The sequence below is a fragment of the Vibrio sp. L5-1 genome, assembly GCF_021728315.1.
In the GTDB taxonomy this organism is placed as follows: Bacteria; Pseudomonadota; Gammaproteobacteria; order Enterobacterales; family Vibrionaceae; genus Vibrio; species Vibrio splendidus_K.
The window spans coordinates 129900-153050 of the sequence record NZ_JAKKCQ010000008.1 but is presented as its reverse complement, the minus strand read 5'-3'; the positions used below and the strand labels follow the sequence as shown (position 1 = coordinate 153050).

The window sequence follows — 23151 nt, the reverse complement described above, 5'->3', positions numbered from 1 at the left end:
AACTAAGTCCAAAGAGCATGTTCAATACCTAGGTACCTTATCGTGAAAGCGAATCTCTCACTCGCTGTACGATAATAGCGTCATGACTTGTGAAATGATTAAAACTCGAAAGGCGAGTAAAAATCGGATTATTGTTTAACTCTGAATCACCCGCATAAACCTTTATCGCGTTCAATAGCCAGCCACCTAGCGCTACTAAACCTCCACCTTTGATGTTTGCGATTTCCATGCCCGCACCAACCAACGTAGGAGCAAACCCGGAAATATTTAGCTTTGATAAGCGAGCCTTGTTACTTTCTATCGTTTTGATTTCCTGCTTGAGCGCTCTTAGTTTGTTGAAATACTCGCCCTCATCCATGTTTGCATATTCTCTAATAATATTTGGTAAAGAACGAATCAAACTAGAAGATAATGCAGAATCAAGTTCAAGTACGTCCATATCGTTATTAACGGCAAATATTTCACTGAGTAATATTTGAAGTTCAGACTCGCGAACTTGTCGTGAGTTAGTTACACCGTTATAAAGTCCGCTAACGATCTGGCAAGCCACTGCTTCAGAATAATTGTCACCGTCGAACGGAAAATGGTGTGCCCCAAGCCCTTGAGCATATTCATAGCTAGAGCCTGCTGTCGTCAGTTCGATTAATAGGTTCCGTCCTTTATCTTGAAAACTTTTCACAGCTAAATTTGAAATACCTAGTCTGTGAGCTGAAGTTGCACCTTCCTTGTTTACCAAGAACTCACCAAATTGCCACTGCTCAGATAGCATTAGCGCAAACCTTTGGACATAGGGGTTATCAATACGAGAGCACTGATGTAAGAAATGGTATTGCTCATCACTTGAGAACGTAGTCCCAACTATGCCTGATTTCTTCTGAATGCCTTGAATAGTAGCAGCAGCTAGTCGTCTCGAAAATACTATTGCATTTGGGTTTACAGAAATAATGTCTCGCAGTATCTCTTGAGAATACCGAGTAAGATTTTGGGGAGCGGCAAAGAGTAAACGACCACGAGCTACTAACTCTTTGAACTCATATTTGTTAATTTTGAACATTTTATAGAAGTATTCAGCTTCGCTCTTCAACGGTAGTGCGATGACAACCTGCTCGTACAGAGTTAAATAGACTCTTATATTTTGTCTAGGAAATACAGATGCATCGACGAAGCACCTTGTTTGCTTTGTCTCGAAGTTTGGTAGCAAAAAACGATCTCGTTGCTCTGTTTCATCCCCACTAAAAACAGAATGTCGATTTTGAATCCAAAAGTCTTCGTCTTCCTCATAGCGAGCTAATAGCTGTCGAGAAAACTGTTTCTGAATCAAACCACTAGCTGTAAGCTGCATATTGTTATGAGTATTCGGCTTGTGCTCCACTTCCCCAGAGTAATCGGGAATTGTAGGATCAACTTCAAAAATGTAATGATACCCTTGATATCCTAAGGATTCACAAACTAACTGAATGTCTTGCTGTTGACCCTTAGTTATCGCTGTTTTAAGAGTCAGCTTGAATTCATTGGTGGCCCATAAGAAGTCCACATGAAATGGATGGTAGTTACGTGGGATATGTAAAACTAGTTGATTTATAGTCTCATCCATCGTCATGGGTTGACCATGAGTTTGAGTTTTTTCAAACTTGCTGCGTGACTCGATCGCACGATAGGTATCAAGAACTTTGCCGACAATAGTTGCTGGTGGTATGCCAAGTGTATGAAAGCGATGATATTGATCTACTAGCTCGTTAAGCAATTCTTCATTATTTTTGACCTCTAGAACAACTGCAAATAACTCTTTGCCATCGGAAAACAGCCCCTTGTGAGAGTACTGATGAGTATCAAATCTAAAACGTTCATAATCGTGTCGAATAGCATCAATTATAGGTAAACTGTATGGCAAGCTATCATTCATTATTAAATCCTAGGTATACGCTAAAGCGAGCTCTTAACGTTCTTGTTTTTCTACTAGTTTTGTCCATGGACACATGTTCTGCATCAGAAATTATTAACTTTTTCTAAAGCCAATTATGATCTTCTCTGTTTTCAAACGACCAGAAAATTTCGGTTATGTGGACCATCTATTAGACCTAATTTGACGCACTTCCAATTTGAATCTAACATTAGTAATGGTATTAATGTGCTGGCTAGTCAATTGCTGAAAAACTAAGCCTCATGCCCTAGTGTTTCGACCTGAGACTTCTTCGCTAAGAACTCTGGTACTTTATCTATACCCTTGTTCCAATACCGCTGAGAAGCATTGATTTTGTCCATTAGCTCATCGTGTAATTTATTAAAGTCGTTTATCAGCCTCTCACTACCTAGGGGATTCGCTCTCTCAACGTTATGAAGTTTTCCGTACTCATTGATATGCTGTCGCATATCAAATCGTGCAGTGGCCTGCTGTGCATCTTTTTCAGCACAGTAGTCTAGGAAGGCAGATAATTGAGTTCCTGCTTGATTACAAACATCAAGCATACTCTCGAAGGACGTTATGCAGCAGAAGTGTGAGTGTTCGATTAGAATCTTATCATTTAAAGCTTCATGCACCCTGTTTTCAAACTCATTTCCCAAATATTCTGCTAACTTCATGGCACTACCCATGTAAAAATCTTGGTGCGTGATTATTAGAGAGTATCTTTTTTTCTTATCTGGTAGGGTGTCATATCCGTTTTCTTCGAGTATTTTCGAGCACTTCCCAGTTTGGCTAATAGCATGAATAATCGTTCCTTTAAGCCTATCTTTCACCATTCTTGGGCTATCAGTAACTAAGATACGTTCATTTGGCTCAATCGCTTTTGCATCAACAAGGATACACTTGTCTTCTTCTCGTATTAAAAAATCAGCCACTTTAGCGTTATTGTTGACACCCTTTAATTGGTAAAACTCTTTTAACATGGTTTCACGTACGGCATCTTTGCCGTACGAGGTAAGAAGATCTGCAATGTAGTCCTCAAAAGCAGAACCGAATTTATTCTTGAACCCTTGAGCGTCAGCTCTCTTGAGTGTTCGAAGAACAAACTCACTGATACCTATGGTTGCTATGTATGAGTGGACAGCAGATACTCCATCAGGAAGTAATAGTAGTGGGCGAGAGATCATCATTGGCTCAGAAAAGTATTCTACTGCTCGAAGTTCGCCTTTTTTCGTGCGTTGATCTTGAGCGATCTTCCTCATCTCTAGCGGATTAGCCCCCAGTATTTTTAGCATCTTGCGTATTGAGTCGATATCAAACGCTGGGTTAAACCTACAAACAAGATCAGAATATGAAATGAAGCTAGAAGGTCTCTCCAAAAACATGGCAGCGAAGTGCAGTGAGAATACTAGGAAGTCTTGTAACTCGACCCCAACTTCTTGTTTAAAGTTATTTTTGAACGATGCGCTTGCTCCTTCTGAGCACATAATCGTGTAAAGGCGTGTGAAGAAATAAAGATGTAGACGTTGGTCTTGCTGGAAGAGTAACTGAGGTAGCAAGAATGCCCTCAGTGAAAGCCAAATGTTTTCTGCCCCATCTAGGCTAGAGGCAACTGACTGCAACGACCATAGTTTATCGAGAATCTTGCCAACGTCTTCCTTTGACGCTTTCGTTGCATACCTTTCTGGTTCTAATTCTAGAGTCCAGTCTAGAGCTAGACATGTAATCCATGGAGCCGACCGGGCCCGATCTACCCCCTTACCAAAATCTGTATGAAGGCGGGACAAAAGGTGCTGAACTACAGACTCGGTTGTGTACTGTTTAATCGAGCGACGTATTCGATATGCTTTTTGTTCAAATGACATGATTACTAACTCTCTCCGTAGTGCTGTGACATAGTGACTATCCATGAATAGTCACTAAATCAGTAGACACAGAATAATCTAAAAAGTGCTCAACTAAGCACATATTGATTCATTACCAAAATTGGGGCAAGTAACGAGTTAAACAGGTGTGATAAAAGTGACTCTAAATCACTTTGGGGCACTTTAGAGTTAGAAAGTGCCACGGGTAAAAATTCAGCCTGTGATGGTTTTGGACAGTTCCGTGATAGCGATTTTACTAAATTAGTAATTCGAAAATTACTTTATGTATTGAAAATCGCTTAATTCACTGTCAATCTCGATTGTTAAGAACACTATTTAACGTATCTATATCTGAGACATTTTCTGATGGTGTTCAGGATAACCCGTGATTTCGAATAGTAACCTTAAACCTTCTCTAAACGCCCCATAATCAAACTCTTTAAAATCAATAATATTCTGACCAAGTGAGTGTGATTCTCGGTTTATATATCGAATGAAAGCTTGATACTTCACGTCTTGAAGCTCTTGTTTTTGCATTACGTTACTCAAGTCTGATTTCTGCACAAAGTTGAAGAAGTATTCAACTACGTTCCTCATACAGTTTGCAATCAAAGCTGCAGGTTGATCCTTGTCATTAATAACAGACCAGTAAGATTGATAGTCATTCTGTATTTCTTCATACTTCATCGTTTCAATCGTTGTACCTTTCGTGTTTTTAGATAACCGATACAGAGATTGGTTTTCTTTTCTTCGCTTGTGATTTGAATCAACAAGTTCATAAAAGAAGTAAAGACTATGCGTGAGAACAAAAACTTGCTCAGCCCCATCACCATTGAAGAAATCGTTTTTAATTAGTTGTCCGATATTGTAAACAAAGATATGAGACAAGCTTGAAACTGGGTCGTCAATTACCGCAATCTTTTTAACGTGTGCCTCATCAGCCGTTTGTTTACCTTTAAACAATTCTCGGAAGTACAAAAAGCTAATAATCATCTTTTCGCCCTCAGATAACGACAAGAAAATAGGTCCCTCTGTTCCAGTTCTTACAAGGCGATATAGGTCTTCTTCGTGCTTCTCAATATGAAAATCAGTAATACCAATATCAATCAGCCCCTTATTGATATTTTCAATAGATTCTTCAATGTTAATTGTTTCTTTTTGCTTCGCTGTTCGTTCAACTTCGAGAGTGGTAATCTCTACATCAACAGCTTTCTTGTCTTCTATTAACTTGGTCGTTTTCTCACTGTAATCCGCTTTACTTGTTTCATAAGTCTTTATCGTCTGATCGTGTTCCCAACGAATGATTTTCCAAAACTCGTCTTTAATGCGTTTCAATTCTTGCGCTGAATTCGCAATTTTTTGGTTGTGGATACCAATGCTGGCATTCACTGCATCTACATGTTTATTAAATGAGGTAACTTGGTCACAAAGCTCTTCAAACTCTACTTTCAGGCTTGGAGTTTGCTCTTTTTGTTGAACTTTGAGTAAATTAGACTTTAATATTCCTGCAATTGACGCATAAGACTCTGTCATTTCGGCAAGGGAATCGGCAGAAAAAGGCGATGTCTTGTAGGTGTCTAAATCAGTAAGAGAATCAACTATCTTTTGGTATTTGGTAAGTATTTTGCTTATGTTCTGCTTACTTTCTTCATATGTCTCATCAAAGTAGTCTTTGATCTGTGCGATTAACTCAGGCGTTATCGTCTTAGACTGGCAGAACGGACAAGTTTCATCTTCAATCTCATCAAGGTACTGTAAACCATGACTAACCCAATCAGAATTTTTCAACTGATTAATCAGTTTTGCGATTGGGCTATCTTCATTACCAATCACTATTTCTTTGAGTAGTTCTAATTCTTCTGGCAAAAGCTCTGACAATGAAATTTTAGGTAAGGCGGTGTAAGTCGTGGCTTTATCACCATCAATTGCAGCAACTTCCTCTTTAAGCTGTTCAATCGTTTTAATTGGTTTAACGGCTGGTAAAGGGACAGAAACAAGATGATTGAACAGAACTGTTTTGTTCCCCATTAACCGATCAAGGCAAAATTTCAGAACGCGATCACCACCAGAGTAGTTCGTCTTTATTTCCCAGGCCTTTTTTTCTGCCGTATCTGTCGCTTTCTTCAAAGCGTCACTTTCTTTGTTAATGTCAGCTTGGTAGCCCTTGCTTTTTTCACTCAGTTGGTCGATATCTTTTCCAAGCTGCTCTACCTGTTCCTTGGTTTCTTTGTTCTCTTTGGATAGGCTAAAAATACCATTAATAGAATCTTTGGAATAAAAATTATCTCGGATAAATTTCTGATTATAAACAAGAACCTTACATCCATCATTTGTGTTAGAACAGTCTTTGTATTTAGGGGTGTCTGGTGCATAAAAGTAGTTGGAGAATGTACTTTTACCAGTACCATTTAAGCCATAAATGATGTTTACTTTTTTATCTGTGTTGAGAATTGTTGCATTTTGATAACTTGCTACGTTACTAAGGTTTATTTGTGTAATCATATACTGCCGATACCAACTGGAAATTGAATTATTAGTTATGCTGATTTGAAATAGCCATTGAAGTGCTATCAATATCATATCCTCTTTTAGAATGAGAAAAAGTATGTCAAATCACGGCTCGGCAAGACGGTGGATTAATTAGGTGTAACTTAAAAAGGGGCAGATCTGAGCTAGCTGGCACTTTGAGAGAAAAGTGCCACGGGTAAAACTTCAGGCCAATGAAGCCTCTGGACAAAACTTTGCCAGTGACATTACTAGAATAGGATGCTTCTGCGCGGCTCACTTGGCTTTGCGAAAATCGCTACTTCATGACATTAGCTGATTAGTCATGTACAATTAATGCAACCAACAAGAGGAACATTGATATGGCCAATGTCTCAAATTCGAAGCGCCAAAAAGCTACATTTACCCCTAGCTTAAAGAACTTCAAAACCAGTTTGGGTTATGAAGGCATGACGATAAATAAGAAATCGAACGTTCAAACCATTGAAGATTTAAAACGCAAGTATGCGAGATAAATATGGTGCTGATCAGGACAAATACTGTTACTCAAATTCTGATGTTTTAATTAACAGATTGAATATACTTGACTCGGATGAACTTGAAAAAGCCGAAGTTGAGTTTACGAGTTATAGGTACCTTTCATACAAAAGTAATGTTTCTGAAATCAAGCATTTAGACTTTAATCACCTCAAATGTCTACATCACCATCTATTCCAAGATATTTTTGAATGGGCAGGTCAAGTTCGAGAAGTGGATATATCTAAAGGCTACACTCGATTCTGTACCGTTTCTAGGATTGAAGCTGAAGCTTCAAAATTATTTGATATTATCCCTTTGTTAGACAATTTGGCTTTGCCTGATCTTATCGAAGAATTAGCCAGTCTATTTTGCGAATTAAATTTGTTACATCCTTTTAGGGAAGGTAATGGCCGAACTTTACGTTTTTTCTTTGAAGAACTCGTATTTATCCTTGGCTACACCATCGAGTGGCCTAAAATTACTCAACAAGAATGGATTGATGCAAATATTGCAGGGGTATCACTCGATTTAGAACCGTTAATTACAATATTTCGTTTAGCTCTATCTAATGAAAAACAAGACTGAATTTTTGTGCGATTGCATTAGTTTTAATCGCCTAAACTCAGCTGAGGAGTGTTGAACCGCTTTTTTTCTGTGAAAAATAACGGGGCGAAAGTGTTTTAACTTATCTTCGCCGTCTAACTTGATGTAGCCAAAACCAGATCAAACTAAATTGGAAATGAACAGACTTTAATGCCCTCGGACATTTACAGTGGGAGTCGCTGATTTATAGAAGCCGGGTATCGAAAGACTTTCGTGTTTTTTGGCCGTTTTGATGAGTTTTGGATAACTTGGATGTTTTGTGTTGAGCACATATTTTTGTTCACGAGGAACAACCGTAGATATTAACCATTAAGACAGATGTTACACTTTCAAGGATGCATAACAATAGAGATTGAGAACATGAGTCGCGACGACATGCTGACTCAGAACTGGACAAGGCTCATTTAAAAGAGGCAATTGCTCCAATATCTTGCCAAACTTAGCCTTGTCTTCCAGATATACCGCAATAAATCAGTTGTTGGTCATGCCAAATAGCATAGATGCCAGCAGCAACTTTCGGGCCATCAAAGATTACTTTCTACAACAAACGTGTTTTGCGAATAGATTAAAACTCAGCAGTCGCAAGTATAACGACACTTTGGATACGTAGAGCAACCATAAAAAGACATACCAGATTTAGCTCCTCGCTTAGCAACACGCATTACAAGCTTAGATTGGCAACTAGGGCAAATCATAGATTCGACGCCTGCCCTGTGTGTTTGGGGCGATATTGATGGTTTATTTTGAAAGCTGCGCCCATCTTCAATCATATGTACTAGTTCGCTGCCGTTGACTAGCCACAGGCGCTTATCTAGGGAAAAAGCGACAGCCTCAGAAGTAAAGTCTCCTGAAGTTACGATAATCATCTTACTGGCATTGTTCCCGATCATGACACCGTACATTTCCCTTAGAATTTGCACACCCACTTTGCGAGTTTTCCAATGCTTACATTGTACAAGACTTAATTCACTATCTTTTGTAAGCCAAATATCAACACCGCCATCAGATTTTTGAACGAAAGACTGTTTGACCGCATACCCTTGAGATTTAAAGTATTCTCCGATGTAACTTTCAAATTCGATCCAAGTTAGGTGATTTAGTGGGGAAGTATTCCTCTGAATTTTAATCTGAGTGTTCGTCTTGAGATAGCTTCTTTTTCTCTGATATTGCTTGAAAAACGCTATCGGTGCGGGGATAAGAAATAAGAACGTAAAATATGGAGCCATCAAGGGCAAGTTTGGAGCAATAGCTTCAAAGATGAAATTATTGCTATCCACGGCTAAGCTAGGCAATAGATATGAAAGCCCAAAATAAATACAGGCAGAGAGCACTACGCTTAACCACCATGGAGCATCCATTAAGTGCCATATGATTCCATCGTTTTTTCGTGCCATTTGCAGATTACCTGATAAGCGTTTAGATGCATTAAAACACAAGCGATAGATGATGGGTATAGTTTGTAATGTGATATTTGTCATGGTGATAGCTATTGATGAGCTAGGGCAGGGAAGGCAACGCTTGAATTCGGATTCCTTGTTCCGAATCCGAACACTTCTAACTCATAGTTGTCGAGTAGACGACATACTCAAGTCAAAATGACTGTGCTCACCAAGCGACTACAACCCCAAGCCTGTATGACATCAAATTTGGGAGTCAGCAGATTTTAAGGCACTTTCATGATAGATTTGCCAACATGATAAAATCGATTAATAACCTTCAATTTATATGAATGACCAACTAACCCCAATCAACAAAGACCATTTGAAAAAACTTATCCGAGCAGAACTGGAGCTAACATGGTTTGATAATAAATCATCTAGCCCTGATATGTCTTGGGTTACTCCTACGGTGATAGAAACATTGTTCACTGAGTTGATAACTCATACGCGTGGCAATCAATCAAAGGCTGCTAGGATTTTAGGGATCAACAGGGGGAGTTTCAGCAAAAAATTAAACCAGATTACAAGTAATGAACTTGGATTGGTTGAAAGCCTATAGGTATATCAGCCTATTAGGACATAGCAGAGGGCGCAGTCATTATTACCTTGAAAAACGCGGTAAGTCAGTAGCTTGGTCTAAATTTACCCCCGTGAGATATCACGGGGGTGTACAGCGAACAGCATGATAAGAACGGATAACTTTTGGTAGGGTAAATCAATAGCTTAAAATTGCTTTTGTACAGGGCAAGGGTATTGCTCTTTGAGAGCGGCAACAAGGTAGCTTCCAATATCGACACCTATACCTGCTTTCCCATATTTTTTTAGATTAGGATCGCGTTTGAGCCTTTTGTCGATGATTGTCATCAAATCTTTGGTTCTCCAATTATCTAAGCTTTCGCGATTGATTGTATCTGTCATTGGTAAACAGTAGTCGATACGTTGGTTGCGAGCATCTAAGCGAGTGGTATAAAGATCCGCTGTATAAGCAGCAACACGAACACCGATCATTAAAGCTTGATACTGAGGGCTATCGGGTTTTTGATAGTGCTCAACGTAATAACGCATAGAGGCAGGGTTATGTTTACTGCCATACTTATCAATGTCTATCTCTTCTGCCGCTAAACTCCCAAAAGAACACCACATAGTTAAGCTTAAGACGCTCCATTTATTCATTGCTAATCCTCCATTTTTATACTTTGTATATTACTAGGTCGTTACGATTTTTTACTTGGGTGCTGAATAATTAACCATTATTTATAGTTAAGGTCGGGTTTTATCTTCCTTCTGTGTTGGCTCCAAGGTGGAAGGTGGCTCAACACGTTTGCTGGTGCCCTCAAATTGTTCACGTGTCTCATCCACGATTTGTGAGTGGTTGTCTGGGTTGTAATAACGCTCAGTGCCGCCTCGCTGTTCATGCTGCTCAATCACCGTTTGGCTGGTGTTGCCTAGAGCTTTACCTTTGTATTGTTCGCCCACCATCGTTTGCCACTCGGCTTGGGTCGGCTCAGGATTAAAGGTTTGTTCGTGCTCTTCTTGAGTGGGTACGCTGGCGAGCACAAAATCTTTAAACGTGTCGGTTGTTTTAAATGCTTCCCATTCATTCGCTCGAGATTGGCGAGAGTCATCATTATTGCCCGTTAGGATTTGTCGAGCTTTTCCTTCTTTATCAGCATATTTTTCCTCAACAAACGCTTGGAATGGTATTTCCAGTTTCTCAATCAGGCTGGCCACTTGACGATGCTCTTGGCTGTTGACTTGACTGAGCGTATCGACCTCTTGCTGAGCTTGTGTCGTGGACGTTATCAAGCCTTGTGTCTCACCAAAGTGCGCCGTAAAGCCAGTGGCGTAAGTGCCCATTTCTGTCTTACGTTCGTCGGCTGTGAGGCGGTTGCTCGCCTCGATGGTTTGGTTGGCACCAGAGCGGTAGGATTCGATGGCGGTTTGCATTTGGGTTTGTTGTTCGTTGCTCATGCTGCTGAGTGTTTCGCGGTCTTCCTTGGTCCATTTTTGTCCCGTGGACGCGTTCACACTCCCATTAAACCCTACGGCGTCACCGAGAGCGCCACTTGACAGTCCAGCGTTCACGTCATAACCGCCGTACGCTGAGTGTAAGAAGGCATTCGCTTTCTCATAGCCCCATCCGGTTGCTGCGATGACTTGTTCTGTCGCTTGACTCACTTGCTCTAAGCCTTTTGAAGCCGCCGCAGTTGCACCGTGCCCATGAGTTAAACCGTAACCTTGGGTTGACGAATAATTCTCTTTCCAATCGGCCATCAGTTGAGTGCCACTTTGTGTGCTTTGTGACAAGGCCGCTTGTTGTGTCGAGAGGTTGGATTGAGCTTGAGTGTGCAAGTCTTGCACCGCTTCGCTGTATTGACTAGAGCTGGCGACGTTCCACTGGAAATTCGACGCGGTAGGGCTAGTGTCATACACGGTTGTATCACCGTATTGCGTTGAAAGCATACCGTCTTCGCTTTGCGTGGTACTGCCGTGTTGTTTCAGCAATGTCGACGTATCAAACTTATTGCCATTGACGTTGTTAAACGTGTGGGTCTGCAGTTGCGTATTACCGTGGCTGATGTCACCGCTTGAGGCCGCGGCTGACGTGCGGGCATTGGTTTGGTTTATCATTCCCGCTAGTTGGTAGTTTAAACTGCTCATCATGGCCGCGGCTCCTTTGGTTAACGCCAAAGCAATCGCGGGGGTGGACATCATCAAGTAACCGGTAATGGCGGCGTAACGCGTGTTGACGTAATCAATGCCGCTCATGTTCGAGAGGGTGATGCCGCGTAACCCTTGTGTCGCGCCCTGGGTCGCCCCTTCTAAGAACCACATCATGATTGCGTTGAGGATGGTGAATATCATCGGCCAAGTGGCCAGATAGAAAAAACTGCCAACGTAGTTTTTAAGGACAGGCAGCGCCATATGTGGCAGCAAGGCAATGATGGCAATGATTGCCCCAAAGCAGACAAACAAAATGACCCCGATTGAGTGCATCATTGGAATGAACTCTTTGGCTTGCAGCCCAATGTTGGCCCACATGGTGGTGGTTTGCATTTGGTTGGCGGTGTAGGCGTAGTTGGCCGCGATACCTCGGTGCGTGTTTTCGATGTTCCATCGCGTCATGTTGATGACCATGTTCTGTTTTAAAATATCGACCGCGCTATTACTGACCCCAATTAAATCTTGGTGACTGTTCTCGATGGCGTTTCTTAAGAACGTTGATTGGATGTTGCTCTCTCGTCCCAAGATATACGCGCCCAGTTTATTCATGGTTTGATTGGCCTCTTCATCAAATTGTTGAGTGAGTTCAGGAAACGCGTCGCGGCAGGTTCTGTATTGACCCTGGGGGTTATAGAGTCCACGAATGGGGGACATCGATTTTGTGGCGAGAAAACCGAGTAAATCCGGTGCTTGCAGGATGTTTTGCATGGTGTATTTTTTGTTAATTCGAATGTCTCCGACGATGCAGTTGTGATAAAAGTCTTTCCAATAGCGTTGCAGGTCAATGGTTTCGGCGTTGGCGCTACGAAGCAACGTGTATAAATTCGAACCAAACACCATGCCTGAGGAACTGTAGCTTTCATCCTCTGTACTGCTAAAGACGATTTCAATGCCTTCGGTTAAGCCGTGCATGAACGTGGTGGCCGCCCAACCGGGTATCGCGACGATGTAAGGCACGTTATTCACGTAATAAATGCGCATAGGATTTTGCGCGTCATTGATATGGACGGTGGCTTTCATGCTGATAAGAAAAGTGGGGATAGCCAAGTAAATGAACATAAAACGCATCACATGTTTCGCGTCTCGAGACACAAAAAACAGAGTGGCACTGATGATAAAAGCCAGTTGTAAGGCGATTTCGATTAACGAGCCAAAGGTGTTGGTGGTAAAAAAAGTGGCGACAGCGTTCAAGGCTCGTTGTAATTGAGGGCCTGCGCCATAGAGATAAAAGTCTAAGGTCATGGGGATCTCCTTTAATGGCCAAAGGTGAGGTTCGATAAGGTAGCGTCACTGGCCGATTGGCTAAGGAGCTTTCGTTTGCGTTTTAGGCGCTCAGTGAGGGCTAAGTACGCGTTCAATTTCGTTTTGTGACGGTCTCGAAGGGTTTGTAAGTAATCTCTTGCACGGTTGATGCCTTCGAGAGTGCGATTGACGTCAGTTGGGTTCACCGAAGCGAGGTTGGTCAGGGATTGATTGACGATCATCAGCATGTTATTGAGATAGGCATGCAAGAGATCGGCGGCAATATTTTGAGCGTATAAATGGCTTTCTGGTTGCAGGTTGAGGTGCGCATCATCAATGAGCATCGCCAAGATAGGAATGTCACTGAGTTCAACAAAGCTTTTCTCTGAGTCGGTGATAGGTTGGTCAGATTGTAAGTGGGCGTAGAGCGTATCGACGGTGTGGCGTACTTTGGCGTTAAAGGCTTGGCTTTCACTTAAGCGGATGGCGCTTAGGCTCATCGAAAGGCAGGTCTCGGTGTTTTCGCATCGATACACCTCCAAATCCCCTCCGGTCAAAAGGGCGTTAATGGCGGTGTCGTTACCCACTAACATCGCCGGAATGTAGCTTGGCGTCCCCTGCGCGTCGTAAATGACGGTGCCAGTGAGGCTTACGATAAACTCGGCGACCTCTTGATTGTCTTGAAGGTAAGCGCTTTTCATGAGCGCATCCCACACCACATTTAAGTTCACTTTCACTGCGTGCGCGGTGGCGTCATCGGTGTTGCCAGCCAGCATGCTCTGATTGGTACTGACGTGGCGACATTCGTGTTGCGCTTCTAACCAGTCAGAAAAGGCATTACTTTGCGTGCCTAGTGTGGCGCAGGCATGGCGCTTGGCTTCCCCATCGGTAAAGGCCGCTAAACCTGAGACCGCCGATTGTGCTACTTGGCAAGAGTTCATCGAGGTGGTGAGGAATTGGTCAGCAATCGCCTGCAGTTTGTCCCGATTCTCTTTGATGCTCGGCGCCCAAGTTTGCAGCGCTAAATCCACCGCGAAGGGCACGGCGTTGGCAATGACGGCTTTACCAAAAGACACCAGTTGATCCGAATTAATGTGAGAAAAACCGCCCATAAAGGCATCAATGCCCCCACATCCTGCGCTGACAGAAGGCAGGGTGATGGCGGCCAATTGAATATTTTTGATGTTGGTGCGAGCAAACAAGCTACCCGCATTGTAATAGGTGGCGGATTGGCCTTGATAGGCACTTGGGTTCGTGATGTTGCGGTTAAAACTGCTGTCAGCCCAAAAGCTGTCCATGGCGTCGCCCAGGCCGCCGGCATGAAGTGAACCGGCAACACTCATTAAGAGAGCCAGGAGGGTCGGTCTTGTCATTGTAAACTCTCCATTATGGCCACATCGGCGCGCAAGGCTTGGTAGCTCTTAAGCAGCGCGGGGTATGGAACATTGCCTTCACTCAAACGCACATACTTACCATTGCTGACGTTGATTAAGAACGTGGCGGGCGTAATGGCGTTTTTGAGCTCACCAAAAAACGCGGCGGTGATGTCAGAGGTGGTCGGGATAGGGGTGGTGAAACCGGGTATAGGCTGTCCGTCAAAGGAGAAATCGTACACAGGCAATTGAGTGGTTTGCTCTAGTCGCTTCATGGTCGGCGCAAAGTGGTGACACTCAGGGCATTGACTGAAATGGAAGAAGACCAAGGCGTATTGACCTGTCATCACAGGGTGAGTTTGCGTTTGAGCGAATGAGGTTGAGGCGAGCATCATCAGCGCACTCAACAATAACGTGCGGATAAAAGCGTTCATAAGGGGCTCCTTAATTTAAAAGTCGCTGTCTTGGTAATTGGTCGCGATGTTGTGAAAGCGAGAGAGCAAGTCTTTTTGTGAAATGAAGCCGTAGGCGAGGGGCTTGAGTGCTTTGGTGTGAATATTGGCCAGCATTAAAGCCGGTGTGTAGCGCACCTGTACTTGCCCTGTCTTATCAATACGGTTTTCATCAATAGTCTCAAAGGTCTGACCGTCTTTGCTGATCCCCACCAGTTCGATGTGGTATCGGTGGGCAAAGTCTTGGATGGAGGGCGCCAGAGTTTGAGATAAGGCGTCTTGCCCTTCGTAGATGAAGTAGAGGCCCCAACCTTCTTGCACCAATTGACGCACAGTGGCTTCGTTTTTGAGTTGAATACCTTGATAGTACGTTGCTCTTGCGGCTTGCTCTGTGGGGCGGTCTTTGGTGTACGAGTATTCGGGGTGATCGTTGATGAGCTTTTTGAAGGTCATGCCCGTTTGAGTGGTTTTGCCATCGATGAATTTTTTCAGCTTCATCAATTTTAGATTTTTCTCTTCATCGGTTGGGTTAATCGTGGCATCGTTTAACGCCTCCTCAAATGTACGGTGGAACCATTGCATCTGCTCGGTGGCGCTCATCACAGTAGACACGCTATTGGGGGGGAGGCGCTCCTCCTCTTTGGGTGGGGCTTTCAGCGCTTTGGCCTCGTTATACCAGCGCCAGCCTTTGGGGGGCTCATTGGCGAAACTGTGAAAAGCCAATAAAGACAACAACAGCAACGGTAGGGATTTGATTGTTAATCGGTTAATTGAGTTGTTCACCGTTTTTGTGGATAAGTCCTTCATGGTGTGACCTCATTATTGCCAGAAACTCAGCATCTTGTGGGTGCGCGTATGAAATAACGTCCAAAGTGCTTCATCGTTGCCGTGTTTTTGTTGGTGCTTCATCATTTCTTGCTTGAGCTGATGGAGTTGTCGTTTGAACAGAAGATGGCGGATCAGGGTGGTAGCAAACCCGGTTGTCGACAGGGTGGCCACAAGTAAAGGGAGTAGGAGGGGATCCATATCATGTCCTCATCATAGATTAAGTTAATGGCGATAAGCGCTTTGTAATCGCTCTTGGATTTCTGTGGCCGAAGGCAGGTTGGTGTTGCTGTGCATGTCGTCATAAAAGTCCGAAAAGTCGAGTCGTTCAAAATCTATGTCTTGAAGCTGCTCGGGAGTAAGGGCGCCGCAAATGGGGTGTTTGGCGGTTCCCAGACTGATCCCAAGTTGGCCTTTCGAGCCTTGCTCTTGGATGATGCGTGCCAACTTGCTATCAAAGACGCAGTAGGTCTTCTTTTTCCGGATACACGCGCCTAAGACTTTTTCTGCGCAATAACTGCCAAGGGCAATCGTAATGCCTTGCTCTTTGGCTTGACCGAGCGCTTTCTCTTCATCATTGCATTGGGCTATGCCAATACTCGTGCCCCAACCGCCGTCTTTGCAACAGTCGGCAAAACCAAAGGCGGCGTCTGTGCATTTCATGCTTTTGCCTGTAAATATCTTCGGTGGGTTGCCAATACCGTCAGCGGCTTCCGCGAGCGCGGCTAAGGCTGAGGTACTTTCATTAAAGCGGTTTGAAGTGGTCGCCATGGCTTCAAAGCAATCGCCATCCAGACAAAAGCTCTCTTCTCCACAGATTAATTGGGTGGCACTGCAGCGCCGCTGTGGGCAGGATTTATTGACTTTCTCCTCAATGCACACACCGTTTTGCTGGAGGCTGCAATGGATCGAAGTCGTGGTGCAATCGGCGGGCAGGACGTTGCACGTATTGGGTCGAGTGCATTGGTGGTCAACCCGATACTTCCAGCAATCGAGCGTGGTCGGAATGCCATTAATGGTCCGGGTGGCTCGACCTTCAATACACTGCTGGCGAGTGACATTGCACGAGTTCATCAGGCTGCATTGTGTTCGCCAGGTTATGGTGTTTTTAATGCAGTTCCCACCAGATAAGGTGAACCCGTTTGAGCAGCTTAGCGTGGCTTTTTTCGTTTGTGTGGTGGGTCGACAAATCTCGTAGCGTTTATCCCAGCGTTCGCTCGCTTGCCAATTAACGTGATAGGTCTGTTTTAACTCGCCAAGCGTGTAGCCTTGATTGGGAGAGACTTGCTTCCCACCCCATAAATACGTGGTTCGTGACGATGAGAAAATGCCATCACCTCCCGTTTGACTCACATAATGTTTATTATTGTATCGGCATTGTGGGAGGGGACGTTGGCAATCAATCCCTTGCTTTGTCCAGCCGGATGGACAGCGGTAGATCACCTCGCTGGTGCTCACGGTGGCAACGGGCACTTTTGTACAAGGCACGTTGTTGTTCGTTGGACGATGACATTGCTTTGCGATGTTATCAATGACGCATTGCGTGGCGTTGTCGCAATCGACGTATTGATTAGACTGACCATGACTGATTTCATAGGCGTTCTCAATGCCAAGGGTAGCGAATCGATACGTGTCATCATTGGGGTCAATGGTGGCACTATTATTGTCAAACCCCTCTTGTATCGCTTGAGCGTGTTCGTTGCTGCCAAACTCCAACGTGGATTGGTTTGTGATTTGTGCGTCAGTCATCCCCGCTTCATCAGGCTGTCGGATTTGGCTTTCACACCCTGGATTATTGTCGCTGCAGAAGTCGGACAGGTTAAGCGTCATCTCTGAGGGGTTGTAAGCCTCATTTTGGGCGTTTTTCGCCCATTCTACGTTGTCGTAAAACGTGTTTTCTTGAGAGTCGGCCAGGGAATCAAGGGAGAGTAAGAGAGGGGTGCTGAAAGAGAGCAAGACAAAAGGGAGTGAAAAGGGCGTATTCAAGGGGAACTCCTATTGAGCACTTGTTTGGCGATGTGGCCTACATCGCCTTGGCTTAAAATCGTTAAGGCGTTGGGAAGGGAAAGGTTGCCGTGAACCATGTCGTAATCACTTTGTGGGCAATACGCTTCATTGCACGCTTCGCCAATGGCCACAAACACGGGGACGTGGGTGATGTTAAATTGACGAAACCACTGTGGGCTGATGGCAAAACCGCCATCAATGGCCATTTCGTCGTCGTCCGCTTCTAACAAACTCAGTATTCGAGAGGCGGTCGGGACCATGCCTTCTGGCAGTACCCCACGTATCACGAGAGGTACTTGATATTGCTGACTTTGTTTGAGGAGCTGTTTGAGCGCGGTATCTGGCATGGAAAGTGAGACAAACACCATCACACCTTGCGCCTTTTTGTTTGGGTTGACTTGAGGCATCCCAAGAACACTCGCCAGTGGCGAGTCTTGCAACGCGTTATCGAGGTGTTGATTCATCGACAACGCTTCTTGCTTATGTTTTTGACTCCGCTCTAGGAGGGGAGCCAGTTCACTTTGATTGGCTGACGCTGCAATGGTCTGCTCTTGCTTGGCAAGGGCTTTGAGCTCTTCTTGTGAGTAACCTACTTCGGCCAATGCAAGAGGGCTAACCAGCAGAATAAATAACAGCCAAGAGGCTCTTGGGCTAAATGACATCGTCTCGTTTCCTTATAAAAATACGCAGTTACGTTTACGCCAGTTCACAAAACCAAAGTTTCCTCCAGTTATCGGGTTGTCTTTGCCTTGCTCCCAAAGTGATGACGTTGTGCCGTAGGGATAACAATGAGCGGCATCACCAATCGGCGCCGACAATTGATAGCGATAACGACTTTTCGGTAAGATAGGCTCTGGCCACTGATAACAGACCGCACCATCCTCGCCCCGGGTCTCCCATACAATGCCTTGCCTGTGCATTTTAAAATTAAAACGCTCTAACATTAGAGTGCCAACTTGAGGACCGGTATGAGAATAAGCGCTGTTACCGGTTAATGGGTAGACGCTGCCTTGTGAGCCTAAACACCAAAAAAGTGCATCAAAAGGCAAAACGCGCCCCGTGGTGGTCGCCATGGCTTCGGTGATACAAGAGAGCTGCGTGATGGGGTGACCGAATAAAATCGCCTCGGGGTTAAGAAGGAACGACATCTCATCATCATCCCAAAAGGGATCAAGTTCGGTGAGGTAGGCCACATCGAAATTATCCGTGGCCATGCAGGCCGCCGACTGCATCAGTTGTAGCCAATAAATCACCGGATATTTGTACCAATGCACGTGATAGAAAGCATTGCCGCTGGTTTTGCTGCTTGAGTCGTGCTGCGAGCCTCCTATTTGTTGGCTATTGTCATTACTCAACTGCATCCCCATGTTGACCATGCAATAAGGGACTCGCGTCACGTCCACTAAGGAATACGGCTCCCAATACCCAATGTTTAAGCCAATTTGCATAAAAATGGGCGGGGGCTTAGGACAATAGGAAATAGGCAGACTTGGATTGGTGGTGTCAGGGTATGTCGAGCTAATGAGAGGCACACTGCCCAGTGTCATAGGAAATAGGCAGTCCCAGCAAATGTCAGACAATGGATTTAAGAAATGCCCCGTGCAAGCGGCGGATTGAGCTTGGGTTTGCCAAGGAAATAGGAACAAACTAAACAGTAATAACCCATGGGTTCTCAAGGTCTTTCTCCTTATTTTATTTCCGTCTCACTCTTGTTCATGGCTGTGGTGAACGGCGTCACATCGATCTCTGTGATTTTCCACCGCGCCCCGTCTTGTTCAATCAGAGAGGGAATGTGTGAGATTTGAAATTGACGGCTGTAGTGACCTTGTTGGTCAAAATAAATTCGGGCGTCAAACTCCTTGGCGACGTCTTCTGGACTGCCGTTGGTGAGGGTCCATTTTATCGGCTTATCTGCGCGGTATTGTTTGGCCCAAGCGCGCTGTCTTGGGTCGTCACCATCAAGAAAGACAATCACATGCGAGTAATCGAATGATTGTTTGGGAATGTCGACTGGCCAAGTGTCAGTATCAAAGGGGTTGAGGATGACGCCTTTGGCATAAAGGAGGTTGCCTTGTGCATCTTTGATATCGGTGGCCAGCTTTAATGATGGATCGATGTAAAAGGTGTTGGGCGCGGTGGTGGTGGTCAACCCTTTTACGGGAGTGGGCCTTCGCACGCTATTTTCTACGCTCTCCACAAACTGTTGTTGCATCTTTGCGGTTTCTCCCGTGGCTTCTAAGTGTGTCAATCGGTTGTTGATCCATTGCAACATGTCCACTTCTGCAATAGGAAACAGTTCACCTTGACGCCCAAACTGTTGGCCAAGCGCGGTGGGGGCGATGGTCAGTAAAGTGACACTGACCACTTTTAAGAGGGCGGTGGGTGTGAGGGATGAATGACTGGGAACAATCATAAGCTCATGACTCCTTTTTAAGCGCCTCGATAACGTAATGTTGGATCTCAGTGGTTCTATCTGGCGCGCCGCTGATGAGCGCGCCTGGAACGAAGATCACGAGGTGGTGCACTTGCGCGTATTCTTTCAAGAGTCGCCTGAGATCCGTATCAAAGGTCGCCAGTTGCGCGCTGTGCTCTTGATCGTCGAGGTTGGCTTCAATGAGTTGGTCTTGATATTGCGATAACGTTTGTTCGAGATCGAAGACCACGATTTGAGGCGCTGTATTGAGCTTGATGGCTATCAGGGTGAACATCATTAAGGCTATAGCCAACAAGGCATAGATAAGACGTGGGTGACGGATGGATTTCATTTGGCCTCCTTGCCATAGATGAGGGTATTAAAGGTCTCAATTTCCTTTCCGTAAAAATGCTCGGCGGTTTGATTGACTGCTTGCATCAGTGATAGGCCTTGGTTCATCAAGTTTTCACAGTATTCAAACTCATGCGGCTCTGTTGAAAGGCATGCTCGGGTAAAGGGGTCGGCAAACAAGCGATGAAAGGTGGTCACATCCCCGGTTTTTAGCATGACAGAGCTGTAACCGGCGATGGAGGACTTTTCAAAGCTCTTGATGACAAACTGCTCATAGGGCGAAAAGTGTGAAGGGTTGTCTTTGATGAATTTTGTCAATCCACTGCCTTGACGCAGAGTGATATGAATATCGGAGTTATTGAACGCGGCGAGCGCTTCGGGTGTGCTGTAAAAATCCTCAATACCTTGCGTCACGGTGCAGAACGATCCCCCAAATTTTCGGGCGGTGCGGTAACCGGTGTTGATGAATTCTTGCGCCTGTGCATTAGAGCCCGCCATCAGAGACCACGCCTCTTCAATGATGCACATCTTCGGCGTTGAACGAGAGCCAGACAGGTACATCTGCTGAGTAATGCTCGACATCAGCGCAAAAATCACCGGTCGCATGATGTCCGAGGGAAATCCGTCCAGTTCAATGGTGGTAAAGTGGACATTGGGATCCAGCATGGACGGTTTATTGAAGGTGTCCCCGTAGATCCCCTCTGAGCGGTATTTATTCAGTTGCATGGCGATATCAGAAAGGCGGCGATCACCGCCTTGTTTTTCGGCCGCCGCAAACAGCGCTTCTTGAACATGGTCAACCAACGTCTCGCTTTTGTGTGCCTGCCAAGCCGTAATGATGCAATCCCCGAGAACCGATTTTTCAAAATCCCCCATTTCATGCGTGGGGCAGGCCATGGTCGCAAAGAGTCCGGTGATGGTGTGCAGCGTTTCCTTAAGAGGGTTGACCTGTTCGCCTTTCTCATCGGTATAGTCATCCCCCATAGCAATGCGTTCCAGGTGAGTAAATGGATTGAGGTAAATCTTCTCAGCCGTCATGTAGTGTCCGCCAAGCATCAAGGTGAGCTTTTTAAAGCTCTTTCCTTTGTCTAACGCCCAGATTTTGCCGTTCATGGCAAAGAGGGTTTCGGCGAGCTTTTGCACAAAGAAGGATTTTCCTGCCCCGGAGCCTCCGGTCAGGGTGATGTTGTAGTTATCTGAACCACAATTAAACGGATTAAACCAAAAGGCTTGTTGGCGCATGGTGGGCAGCATCATACCGCCACTGAAATTCTTTACGTCCATCACTAGAGGCAAGAGGTTGGCCACATTGCCGGTTTTTACGGTTTGAATGCGTCCAGCACGGTCGCAATCGGCCCAAAACCCATCGGTCATCATGAACGGTAAGGTCGTCATGAGCGCTTGGCCTTGCAGCATCGAGACGGTTTGTAAATCAATCCCGCCAGAGCGAAAGGCGTTAATGGCCGTAGTGCGGTGCAGCCGCTCGGATTTTTTGTTGGTAAATAACGTCAGCGTCAGGTGCATGTATGCCATGCTGTTGATGCCATCCGACATTTCATCTCGAATTTGCTCACGTTCGGCCTGCTCTTTCTTCGCTTGAGGGAAGAAAAATGCCATCGGGGACTTGAGCGTTTTTTCCAACTCTCCAATGCGCCCGCCATTTTTGGTCGCAAAACTGCCCGATTCTTGATGGCGAAAATTGAGTGTCATGAGGTGTGGACATTGCACATTTTTAGCCACGCTCTTTAAGGACGCAAAACAATCGGGCAAAGCGTACAGGCGGAAAGTGCGAGGCGTACTGCGTAAGCCCAAGGAAATGATCCGCGAGGTCACCGTTTGATGTTGGCGGTTACTAAAGCGAACGTCGGTGTAATGTCGGCGCGTTAAAAACTCGGTATCAGGAGAGAGGGCTTGTTTGTAGATAAACGCTTCGGGAGCATAGTCAGATTCACGAGGGGCGGTTTGTGTGGGGTCAAAATTGAGAATGCCTTCGACGTAGTTGATTAAGCCTTCGGGGGTAAGCGGCGTGAGCTCCAGTCCAATTTGGGATAAAGACGTGGTGAGCGCCTCTTTGCAATCCAACACTTGGTCAACATCGTCGGTACTGGAGACAAACAACCACGCGCTGTAATCTTTGATGTCAAAGTAATGCTTCTGACGATGAAAAAAGCCGTGGTGAGCCGCAAAGTTGGCGTAATCGGCTTCTTGTTTTGCTAATTCACCGCAAATACCCGCACGAGCGGATTTCAACGCGGCATTTTGCTCAATCAAATGACTCACGCGGTTGTGGCCCATCATGGAAAAATGGTAATCCCATTTATGGCCAGTCGGTAAATCCATGATGAGACGGTTAAACGCCTCCACCATATCGTCATTCGCCCCCGCTAAGACGCTTAATTTGAATCCAAATCCTACGCCTTTTTTGTTATGAAAGAGGCCGTCCTGCGCATCAAAAGTCCGGTAAGGCAGCTCAGAATGCAGGTGGTTATATTCACGTTTGGCTTCTTGATAAAAACCCTTTAAATATTTTGATACGCCCATGACGTTAATCCTTTTTGATAGCCTGAACAGGGCGACCTGTCCAGGTAGACTCGTCTAACACAATGTAAATATCCATTGTGTCGAGGTAAGTGGTGGTGTCATCCGAAGTAAAGGGAAAAACCACCACCTTCCTAACCGTGTCTTGGGTTCGAATCGGGTGGCCTTCACGCGTGCGTCTTGGCAGTAAGGCAAAAGGGTGGGAAGCCAGGACGTTAGCCTCGACGACTTGTTGGGTTGTTGGGTGGGTCGAGATGTTGCGAATGTCATCCATGCTGGCGCAGCCGGGTGTCCCGCCGATTTTTTGGCAGCTGAATTCATCTTGAAAGCCCGCCGAGCAGCCAGCGAGGGCGCTGATAAGCAGCGCGGTGAAAAGTTTGATAGTCATAAAA

General features: G+C 45.0%; 20 protein-coding genes. 3 read left to right on the top strand and 17 right to left on the bottom strand.

Features of this window, described 5'->3' with window-relative positions; all coding sequences use genetic code 11:
- Positions 1–37 precede the first annotated feature (37 nt).
- The 3 genes from L3V35_RS21825 to L3V35_RS21815 form a co-directional block, all read right to left on the bottom strand.
- Positions 38–1903, bottom strand: coding sequence for a hypothetical protein (locus tag L3V35_RS21825; RefSeq protein WP_237300654.1), 1866 nt, complete (start codon positions 1901–1903; stop codon positions 38–40).
- Positions 1904–2154: 251 nt separating this feature from the next.
- Complete coding sequence (locus L3V35_RS21820; RefSeq protein WP_237300653.1) at positions 2155–3768, bottom strand: hypothetical protein; 1614 nt, start codon at positions 3766–3768, stop codon at positions 2155–2157.
- A 345-nt stretch (positions 3769–4113) separates the two neighbouring features.
- On the bottom strand, positions 4114–6342 hold the full coding sequence (locus L3V35_RS21815) for an AAA family ATPase (protein WP_237300652.1): 2229 nt from the start codon (positions 6340–6342) through the stop codon (positions 4114–4116).
- Between the two features lie 293 nt (positions 6343–6635).
- Between L3V35_RS21815 and L3V35_RS21810 the strand changes: the two genes are divergently transcribed.
- Positions 6636–6788, top strand: coding sequence for a hypothetical protein (locus L3V35_RS21810; RefSeq protein ID WP_165901749.1), 153 nt, complete (start codon positions 6636–6638; stop codon positions 6786–6788).
- Positions 6778–7377, top strand: coding sequence for a Fic family protein (locus L3V35_RS21805; RefSeq protein WP_237300651.1), 600 nt, complete (start codon positions 6778–6780; stop codon positions 7375–7377). Before L3V35_RS21810 ends, L3V35_RS21805 begins: the two co-directional genes overlap by 11 nt.
- Before the next feature lie 590 nt (positions 7378–7967).
- Here the strand turns inward: L3V35_RS21805 and L3V35_RS21800 are convergent.
- Positions 7968–8789 (bottom strand): restriction endonuclease, encoded by an 822-nt coding sequence (locus L3V35_RS21800; protein WP_237300661.1) that lies wholly within the window; start codon positions 8787–8789, stop codon positions 7968–7970.
- A gap of 331 nt (positions 8790–9120) precedes the next feature.
- Here L3V35_RS21800 and L3V35_RS21795 point away from each other — a divergent pair, with 331 nt between their 5' ends.
- Entirely contained in the window at positions 9121–9393 is a 273-nt protein-coding gene (locus L3V35_RS21795; RefSeq protein ID WP_237300650.1) for a helix-turn-helix domain-containing protein, read from the top strand.
- Positions 9394–9557: 164 nt separating this feature from the next.
- Here the strand turns inward: L3V35_RS21795 and L3V35_RS21790 are convergent, their stop codons facing one another.
- The 13 genes from L3V35_RS21790 to traV all read right to left on the bottom strand — a co-directional run bounded on the left by L3V35_RS21790 (position 9558) and on the right by traV (position 23147).
- The gene (locus tag L3V35_RS21790; protein WP_237300649.1) at positions 9558–10007 is read right to left on the bottom strand and encodes a hypothetical protein; all 450 of its coding nucleotides are present in this window, start codon (positions 10005–10007) and stop codon (positions 9558–9560) included.
- Positions 10008–10094: 87 nt separating this feature from the next.
- Positions 10095–12800: a conjugal transfer protein TraG N-terminal domain-containing protein gene (locus tag L3V35_RS21785; protein ID WP_237300648.1), complete on the bottom strand. Its 2706-nt coding sequence runs from the start codon at positions 12798–12800 to the stop codon at positions 10095–10097.
- An 11-nt stretch (positions 12801–12811) separates the two neighbouring features.
- Positions 12812–14173 carry a conjugal transfer protein TraH gene (locus L3V35_RS21780; RefSeq protein ID WP_237300647.1) on the bottom strand — a complete coding sequence of 454 codons (1362 nt, stop codon included), beginning with the start codon at positions 14171–14173 and terminating at the stop codon, positions 12812–12814.
- On the bottom strand, positions 14170–14607 hold the full coding sequence (gene traF, locus L3V35_RS21775) for a conjugal transfer protein TraF (RefSeq protein ID WP_171388373.1): 438 nt from the start codon (positions 14605–14607) through the stop codon (positions 14170–14172). The genes L3V35_RS21780 and traF (L3V35_RS21775) overlap by 4 nt, the downstream gene beginning before the upstream one ends.
- A gap of 15 nt (positions 14608–14622) precedes the next feature.
- Complete coding sequence (gene traF, locus L3V35_RS21770; RefSeq protein WP_237300646.1) at positions 14623–15432, bottom strand: type-F conjugative transfer system pilin assembly protein TraF; 810 nt, start codon at positions 15430–15432, stop codon at positions 14623–14625.
- Between the two features lie 12 nt (positions 15433–15444).
- Positions 15445–15651: a hypothetical protein gene (locus L3V35_RS21765; RefSeq protein ID WP_102333068.1), complete on the bottom strand. Its 207-nt coding sequence runs from the start codon at positions 15649–15651 to the stop codon at positions 15445–15447.
- Between the two features lie 24 nt (positions 15652–15675).
- Complete coding sequence (gene traN / locus L3V35_RS21760) at positions 15676–17436, bottom strand: type-F conjugative transfer system mating-pair stabilization protein TraN (RefSeq protein WP_237300645.1); 1761 nt, start codon at positions 17434–17436, stop codon at positions 15676–15678.
- Positions 17433–18119 carry a type-F conjugative transfer system pilin assembly protein TrbC gene (gene trbC / locus L3V35_RS21755; protein ID WP_237300644.1) on the bottom strand — a complete coding sequence of 229 codons (687 nt, stop codon included), beginning with the start codon at positions 18117–18119 and terminating at the stop codon, positions 17433–17435. The genes traN and trbC overlap by 4 nt, the downstream gene beginning before the upstream one ends.
- Positions 18120–18131: 12 nt before the next feature.
- Positions 18132–19103 carry a conjugal transfer pilus assembly protein TraU gene (gene traU / locus L3V35_RS21750; RefSeq protein WP_237300660.1) on the bottom strand — a complete coding sequence of 324 codons (972 nt, stop codon included), beginning with the start codon at positions 19101–19103 and terminating at the stop codon, positions 18132–18134.
- A gap of 41 nt (positions 19104–19144) precedes the next feature.
- Positions 19145–19870: a type-F conjugative transfer system protein TraW gene (gene traW, locus L3V35_RS21745; RefSeq protein WP_237300643.1), complete on the bottom strand. Its 726-nt coding sequence runs from the start codon at positions 19868–19870 to the stop codon at positions 19145–19147.
- Positions 19871–19874: 4 nt separating this feature from the next.
- Positions 19875–20222: a TrbI F-type domain-containing protein gene (locus L3V35_RS21740; protein ID WP_048663628.1), complete on the bottom strand. Its 348-nt coding sequence runs from the start codon at positions 20220–20222 to the stop codon at positions 19875–19877.
- Positions 20219–22762: a type IV secretion system protein TraC gene (gene traC, locus L3V35_RS21735; protein WP_237300642.1), complete on the bottom strand. Its 2544-nt coding sequence runs from the start codon at positions 22760–22762 to the stop codon at positions 20219–20221. Before traC ends, L3V35_RS21740 begins: the two co-directional genes overlap by 4 nt.
- A 4-nt stretch (positions 22763–22766) precedes the next feature.
- Positions 22767–23147, bottom strand: coding sequence for a type IV conjugative transfer system lipoprotein TraV (gene traV / locus L3V35_RS21730; protein ID WP_080967503.1), 381 nt, complete (start codon positions 23145–23147; stop codon positions 22767–22769).
- Positions 23148–23151 lie beyond the last annotated feature (4 nt).